This is a genomic window from Virgibacillus pantothenticus, from assembly GCF_018075365.1.
Lineage (GTDB): Bacteria > Bacillota > Bacilli > Bacillales > Amphibacillaceae > Virgibacillus > Virgibacillus pantothenticus.
On record NZ_CP073011.1, the window covers coordinates 4754188 to 4761851 of the forward strand.

Genomic DNA, 7664 nt, shown 5'->3' on the forward strand with positions numbered 1-7664 from the left:
TACAAGCAGACTTAGCTACAAACTAAATCTGCTTGTTATCATTTTAATTCGCTAACCGAGATATATTTCCCTGTTCAATATAAACAACTAAGATCGAAATATCAGCTGGGTTTACACCTGAAATACGTGAAGCTTGACCAACGGATAGCGGACGAACTGTTTTCAGCTTTTCTTTTGCTTCAGTAGCAATGCCACTAATCGCATCATAATCAATATCTTCCGGTATTTTCTTTTCTTCCATCTTCAACATGCGTGCTACTTGATCATTCGCTTTTTTAATATATCCTTCATATTTAATTTGAATACCAACTTGCTCGGTAACTTCATGTGGAAGCGATGGATCAGCATCAATAATAGGTGCTAATAGATCATATGAAAGCTCTGGACGTTTTAATAGATCATACGCTTTGACCGCCTCTTTCATTGGTGAAGCGCCTGCTGTTTCTAAATATGCATTTACTTCCGTTGAAGGCTTAATCACTAATTTTTGCAGCCTTTTCTTCTCTTCTTCTACTAAACGGTATTTCTCTGTAAATGCAGCATAGCGCTCTTCCGATATTAAACCAAGCTTATATCCCAATTCGGTCATGCGTAAGTCTGCATTATCATGTCTAAGCAACAAACGATACTCTGCACGTGACGTTAACAATCGATACGGCTCATTGGTCCCTTTTGTCACCAAATCATCAATCAGCACGCCTATATAAGCTTGTGAGCGGTCTAGAATAACTGGGTCTTTACCAAGCACCTTTGCAGCCGCGTTAATACCAGCCATAATTCCTTGTGCAGCAGCCTCCTCATAGCCTGATGTGCCATTAATTTGCCCTGCTGTAAATAATCCAGGTATTTTCTTTGTTTCCAATGTTGGCCATAGCTGTGTCGGTACGATCGCATCATATTCAATGGCATAGCCTGCTCGCATAATTTCTGCATTTTCCAATCCTTCCACACTTCTTACTATGCTATGCTGAATGGATTCAGGTAGAGAAGTAGACAATCCTTGTACATACACTTCTTCCGTATCTCTTCCTTCTGGTTCTAGGAAAATTTGGTGACGGGGCTTATCATTGAAGCGAACAATTTTATCCTCAATGGACGGACAGTATCTAGGACCTGTTCCCCTTTTCATTCCTGAATACATAGCGGAAAGAGACAGATTTTCATTTATGATTTGATGGGTAAATTCATTCGTATACGTTAACCAGCATGGGATTTGATCCGTAATATATTCTGTTGTTTCGTACGAAAAGCTGCGCGGAGTCTCATCGCCTGGTTGTATTTCCGTTTTTGAATAATCGATCGTATGACTATTTACTCGTGGAGGTGTACCTGTTTTAAATCGAGTGATTTCAAATCCCAGTTCCTCCAAGTTTTCGGATAATTTAATCGTTGGTCGTTGATTATTTGGTCCACTTTCATATTCCAAGTCACCCATAAGGACTTTTCCGCGCATGAACGTTCCAGTTGTTATAATGACTGTTTCTGCACTGTACGCAGCATTTGTTTCCGTAATAACCCCTTTACAAACACCGTCTTCAATAATTAACCGATCCACCATTCCTTGGCGCAACGTAATGTTCTTCTCATTTTCAATGATCTTTTTCATTTCTTTAATATATAAAGGTTTATCTGCTTGCGCACGAAGAGCTTGCACTGCAGGTCCTTTTCCTGTATTCAATAAGCGCATTTGAATATGCGTTTTATCAATTACTTTACCCATGACACCACCTAGAGCATCAATTTCACGCACGACAATCCCTTTGGCAGGTCCGCCAATAGAAGGATTGCATGGCATAAACGCAATCATATCCAAATTTAACGTGAGCATTAATGTTTTTGCTCCCATTTTTGCAGCTGCAAGTCCAGCCTCCACACCTGCATGTCCTGCACCGACCACGACTACATCATAATGTCCTGCATCATAAGTCATTGGTCTCATCCTTTCTAATATTAGAGTAAATTATTTTCCTAAACAAAATTGTGAGAATAGCTGATCAATGAGGCTGTCACTTGCTGTATCCCCGATGATTTCACCTAATAATTCCCACGTTCTGGTCACATCTATTTGCACGATATCTAATGGCAACCCAAGTTCTAAGCCCTCCATTGCATCTTCTAACGCTTGTTTTGCCTGTTTGAGTAATTGGATATGCCGGACATTCGACACATAAGTGAGATCACCTGTATCGATATCTCCAGCGAAAAAGATTTTCGCAATGGCTTCTTCTAGTTCATGAACACCTTCTTCTTTAATTAAGGAGGTAGTAACAATTGGCTTTCCCGCAGCCAGCTCTTCAACGCGAGCTAGATTCAGTTTCTGTTCTAAATCCGTTTTATTAATAATAACAATATAATCCAAGTCTTGAATTGCTTGAAATAGCTTATCATCTTCGTCTGATAATGCCTCATTATAATTAAGCACAAATAAGATTAAATCCGACTCTTTTAACACTTGGCGGGAACGCTCTACACCAATTTTTTCAACAATATCCTCCGTCTCACGAATACCAGCTGTATCAACTAAGCGTAACGGAACACCTCTTACACTAACATACTCCTCAATAATATCGCGAGTCGTTCCGGGAATTTCTGTAACAATTGCTTTATTTTCTTGGACAAGCGTATTCATAAGCGACGATTTGCCAACATTTGGCCTGCCAATAATAGCTGTAGCCAGACCTTCTCGTAAAATTTTCCCTTGCTTCGCCACTTGCAGCAGCTCCACAATTTCCTGATGCACTTCTTTCGTCTTCGTACGCATCATATCATGTGACATTTCTTCGACATCATCGTATTCTGGGTAATCGATGTTTACCTCAACATGTGCCACTGTTTCCAGTAAATCCTGACGTAAACGTCGAATGAGTGCGGATAATCGCCCATCCATCTGCTTTAATGCAACTGACATCGCTTTGTCTGTTTTAGCGCGAATTAAATCCATCACTGCTTCTGCTTGTGATAAATCAATTCTCCCATGCAGAAAAGCACGTTTCGTAAATTCACCTGGTTCAGCCAACCGAGCTCCTTTACTTAAAATGATTTCCAGCACACGGTTGACAGCGACCATTCCACCATGACAATTAATTTCAACAACATCTTCACGTGTAAATGTTTTCGGTGCGCGCATGACAGAAACCATTACTTCTTCAGCAATTTCATTTGTCTCGGGATCGATAATTTTTCCATAATGAATCGTATGTGAAGGCACATCAAATAAATTTTTCCCTTTAAAAACATTAGCTGTGATGGAAATAGCCTCAGGACCGCTTAATCGAACAATTGCGATTGCCCCCTCACCAATCGGTGTAGAGATAGCAGTAATTGTATCTGTTTCCATTTACGAATCACCTCCAACCTGTTAATATGATATCTATTTTAAGTGCGTTTTTTTATCGTCACTAACTTAACAGAATATCACAAAATAAAGTTATCCACAACCTATTTTTCTTTCCCATTCATTTAATAGTTATTCACATGTGGATATCGTATATCAATACGACTTTTCCACAGCAACATATTAACGGGACAACCAAATACGTATAGAATTTACTTTCATCTAAAAATTCTTATTCAAAGTGTTTGTGATAACGGGAAAATTTCAATTAGATAGAGTTAAAGAGGGTTTTTTTTATTCCGGATTAGTACTGCGTTGGGTATGACCTAACACCTTGAACAAAGGCGCAGGGCACCCGTTTAGCAACGTAGCGAATGGAACGAATCAACTAAAGATAAAGTGAACCTTCAATCAGCGGGGTTTTCCTCATCCCTGCTGATTGTTAGTTGAACGAATCGGGGATTTAGGTGCTGTTACCTCCCGCTTCGACTTTCAGCTCACCATTCTTAAAGTGGGAGTCTACAGCACCTTATATCCGGGGTAAAGGAGTCATGCCACTAAAACAGGGGTATGCCGACGTCTGGGCGGCAAGCCTGTTTTTAGTCGGTCTTCCTCTTAGAGACGAACCGATGAGGCCTTATCGTAGGGCGCATTTCTAAAGTCGCATCGTTGCTGAGCGATGAAGCCGGACGATGCTAGTCGGTTATTTCATTATCCACAAGCAACTCATTTTATAGGTTCCTATACAGCGGGAGTTCATTAATCTCCCACTGATGGTTAGTACCGTATGGTATGAGCTAAAGGCCTCCGAACGAATAGGTATTTAGCTCACTTAGACTTGTTATAGTACAGATTATCCAACTCCTGAAGCGGGAATCTTACAGCACCTTATATACGGGATAAAAAATCCTACCTAGCATGTTGTACACTAGATAGGATTTACGAATGTTATATTATGGTTGTATAACGATATGCCGATGTGGTTCATGACCATCGGAATACGTGGTTATTGCTTCATTTTCTTGCAATACATTATGAATGATTTTTCTCTCAAAAGCAGGCATTGGCTCTAAAGCCACTTTTCTATTTAAACGAACTGCTTTATCAGCCATTTTTTTGGCCAATGCTTCCAACGTTTCTTTGCGACGACTGCGATATCCTTCCGCATCTAAAGTAACTGTATAAAATTCAGTGCCACTTTTATTCATTGCTAAATGCAATAAATATTGCAATGCATTTAACGTCTGACCTCGTTTTCCGATTAATACAGCAATATCATCGCCAGTCACTTCATATGTTACATGATTGTCTACGACAGTTGTACGAACCGTTGCGGAAACGTTCATCTGTTTCATGATTTGCTTCAAATATTTTTCTGTTTTTTCAATTTGGTTTTCCACGATTCTTACTTTAACGTAAGCACGTTTGGTACCAAATACACCAAACAATCCTTTTTTTCCTTCATCAATGACATTAACTTCAACGTGGTCCCTGGTTGTTTTTAACTGCTCTAATGCTGCCTGGACCGCTTCATCAACTGTTTGTCCACTAGCAGTTATTTCTCTCACTTTTTGTCTCCTCCATTATTTGCAGCCATCATCGGCTTACGGATAAATAACGTCTGAGCAACCATAAAGATATTACCTACTACCCAGTATAACGCTAATGCAGCTGGGAAGAAAATAGCAAAGACCGTAATCATAATCGGCATCACATATAACATTACCATCATCTGTGGATTTTGTGCTGCCGGACTTCCTGCCATCATAAGCTTTTGCTGTAGAAATGTTGCCCCTCCGGCAATCAGCGGTAAAATATAATAGGGATCAGGTGAACCTAATTCAAACCATAAGAAGCTTCCTGTTTTAATCGATTCTGTTCGCATAATAGCATGGTACATGCCGATTAAAATCGGCATTTGTATGAAAATGGGCAAACAACCTGCAAGTGGATTAACACCATGCTTTTGAAATAATGCCATCGTTTCTTGTTGTAATTTTTGCTGAGTATTCGCATCCTTAGAACTATATTTCTGCTGTAGTTCCTTTATCTTAGGCTGAATATCTTGCATCGCCTTAGAACTTTTTAGCTGCTTCACATTTAACGGTAACAATAGTAAACGAACCATGATCGTTACAACCACAATCGCCAATCCATAATTGTTATTAAATAATTCAGCAAAATAGGTGATAAGCCAAGAAATTGGATAAACGAAGTAAGAATTCCAAATTCCCTCACTTTCCTTCGTAATTGGTTCATTTACTTCTGTACAACCAGATAAAATTGCCAGTAAACCTATAAGACCTACTAGCAACCAAAACTTTTTACGCAACACATTTCCTCCTAACTCCATACAAGACAAGTTCTTCTCTTACCTACCGTTATTTTAACTTAAATAAAAGGAAGATTCTATATCAATTTTATTGATTTTTTAACAATTGTTCCTTATATAATAAATGTGTTAAACTTTTTTTTATTTCCAAATAAGTCATTTGCTTCGCTGGTTGTCTGGCAATAATGACGATATCATACGGAAAAGCAATGTCATGTTGTAATTCAAAAAAAGCTTGTCGTAAATATCGCTTAATGCGATTTCTGGTCACCGCATTGCCAATTTTTTTACCAACGGAAAGCCCGATCCGAAAATGCGTCTGCCCCTCTCTCTTCACATAATAGATGACGAGCTGCCGGTTTGCAAAGGATTTCCCCGCTTTAAACGCATATTGAAAATCATTATTTTTTTTAATTCGAAATTCTTTCCTCAACGTGATCACCTTTACTACAATAAACACTTCATCTGCTTGACTACAGCTAACTCATATATGTAAGGCGCAATCTTTTCCAATATTATTATCTTACACAAAAGTATGCTTTTCCATAGGCTGTTCAAAAATTAAATGTAAACGGATTTTCTTTATTGTTAAAGAAAACTTGGCTAGCACCAAGCTTTCGGTAACAGTAAATTTCCACACTGCATTGTTATTCTTCAAACATACATATCTCTCTCATCAAACAAATAGACTTCATTGTATAAAATTTTTTCCTGTTACATGGAAAAAAGACCACTGATTTTCAGTGGCCTATGCTGACAAGACTTTTCTACCCTTACGACGACGACGAGCAATTACTTTACGTCCATTTTTTGTGCTCATGCGTGTACGGAAGCCATGTACTTTTTTACGTTTACGATTATTTGGTTGAAACGTTCTTTTCATTTATCTTGCACCTCCCTAAGGGATGAATTCTTTCCATTTCTTAAGCCGTCATCAGACAGTCTTTGTAATTATACGTAAAAATAAGTGTATCTGTCAACTTGTTCTTAAAAATCGTATGTGCTAAATATTTACGTAGCTACTACAATTTCTCGCTATTAAAGCTAATTTAAGAAAAGTAAGTTTAGAATGATCACTTCTCAACCTCTTGGAGTGGATATACACTCGTTTTTCGAAGCAAGACCTTAGCTTTCTCGCAAGCAAGAAACTGCTTCTATCGGATTTACCGCTCCCTGTTCTCCCACAACAGAGGCTAAATCAACGAAACATCGCAAGGAGAAAATATGTATTTCATTTTCGAGAGTCTTCACGAATATCTACTGTTTTTGGGGATTCTCATCTTTACAGAGTTTTATTATTTATAGGACACGCACAAGAAGAAAGATATCCACACCCCTTGTTAGTGATTTTTCTTTTATTTTTTTCTATCCACAACAATTATCGACAAATCATTCACAAAATATAGTGGTGTGGATAAAAATTGTCTACAAGCTATGGACTTTGTGGATAAGTGTCGAAAAGCCATTGCACTTCTTACTTTTTTCTGGTATTATATTTGTGTTTAACCTGTGAAAATAAAAAATAGAAATCACACTTATTCACAGATTGTGGATAAGATGTGGATACTTATAAACAGCATCGTTCATAAGGTTATCAACAAGTGTGTGGATATCGTTTATAAATGCACTTTATCCTATTGTTTACTGTTCGCAATTATCCACATGCTCGCAGATTGCTATATTGGATTTTGATATGCCTTTCCATCTTATTAGAGATTTGTTCTAAAGCGTGTTAAAAGGAACTATGATTGTACTTCATTATTCAGTTGCGCGGAGATTGGTATACCCTCCATAAGAACTGACAATGGACTGCACTTTCCTTTTTTCTGCTTTTTTGAACATGCACTTATAGATTGAGAGAGGCTTTTTCTGTCATGTGTACGATGACATCAGTAATCTCTACTATTCAATTAGACTAATGGCAGGACTAAAAATCTATATGTATATCCCTCATCAATGAACGAACCACATTTTAATTAGAAAGGAGTGAACTCCTGT

At 38.2% G+C, this 7664-nt stretch carries 6 protein-coding genes; all 6 read right to left on the reverse strand.

Going from position 1 to position 7664, the window contains the following annotated elements; translation table 11 throughout:
- Positions 1-43: 43 nt before the first annotated feature.
- The 6 genes from mnmG to rpmH all read right to left on the reverse strand — a co-directional run bounded on the left by mnmG (position 44) and on the right by rpmH (position 6549).
- A complete protein-coding gene (gene mnmG, locus KBP50_RS21905) occupies positions 44-1930 on the reverse strand; it encodes a tRNA uridine-5-carboxymethylaminomethyl(34) synthesis enzyme MnmG (protein WP_050350590.1) in 1887 nt (628 codons plus the stop codon).
- A 30-nt stretch (positions 1931-1960) separates the two neighbouring features.
- Positions 1961-3337 carry a tRNA uridine-5-carboxymethylaminomethyl(34) synthesis GTPase MnmE gene (gene mnmE, locus KBP50_RS21910; RefSeq protein WP_050350589.1) on the reverse strand — a complete coding sequence of 459 codons (1377 nt, stop codon included), beginning with the start codon at positions 3335-3337 and terminating at the stop codon, positions 1961-1963.
- Between the two features lie 950 nt (positions 3338-4287).
- Entirely contained in the window at positions 4288-4902 is a 615-nt protein-coding gene (gene jag / locus KBP50_RS21915) for an RNA-binding cell elongation regulator Jag/EloR (protein WP_050350588.1), read from the reverse strand.
- Positions 4899-5666, reverse strand: a complete 768-nt coding sequence (spoIIIJ, locus tag KBP50_RS21920) for a YidC family membrane integrase SpoIIIJ (protein WP_050350587.1) — start codon at positions 5664-5666, stop codon at positions 4899-4901. The genes jag and spoIIIJ overlap by 4 nt, the downstream gene beginning before the upstream one ends.
- 88 nt (positions 5667-5754) lie before the next feature.
- The gene (gene rnpA, locus KBP50_RS21925) at positions 5755-6099 is read right to left on the reverse strand and encodes a ribonuclease P protein component (RefSeq protein ID WP_050350586.1); all 345 of its coding nucleotides are present in this window, start codon (positions 6097-6099) and stop codon (positions 5755-5757) included.
- Between the two features lie 315 nt (positions 6100-6414).
- Complete coding sequence (gene rpmH / locus KBP50_RS21930; RefSeq protein ID WP_050350585.1) at positions 6415-6549, reverse strand: 50S ribosomal protein L34; 135 nt, start codon at positions 6547-6549, stop codon at positions 6415-6417.
- Positions 6550-7664 lie beyond the last annotated feature (1115 nt).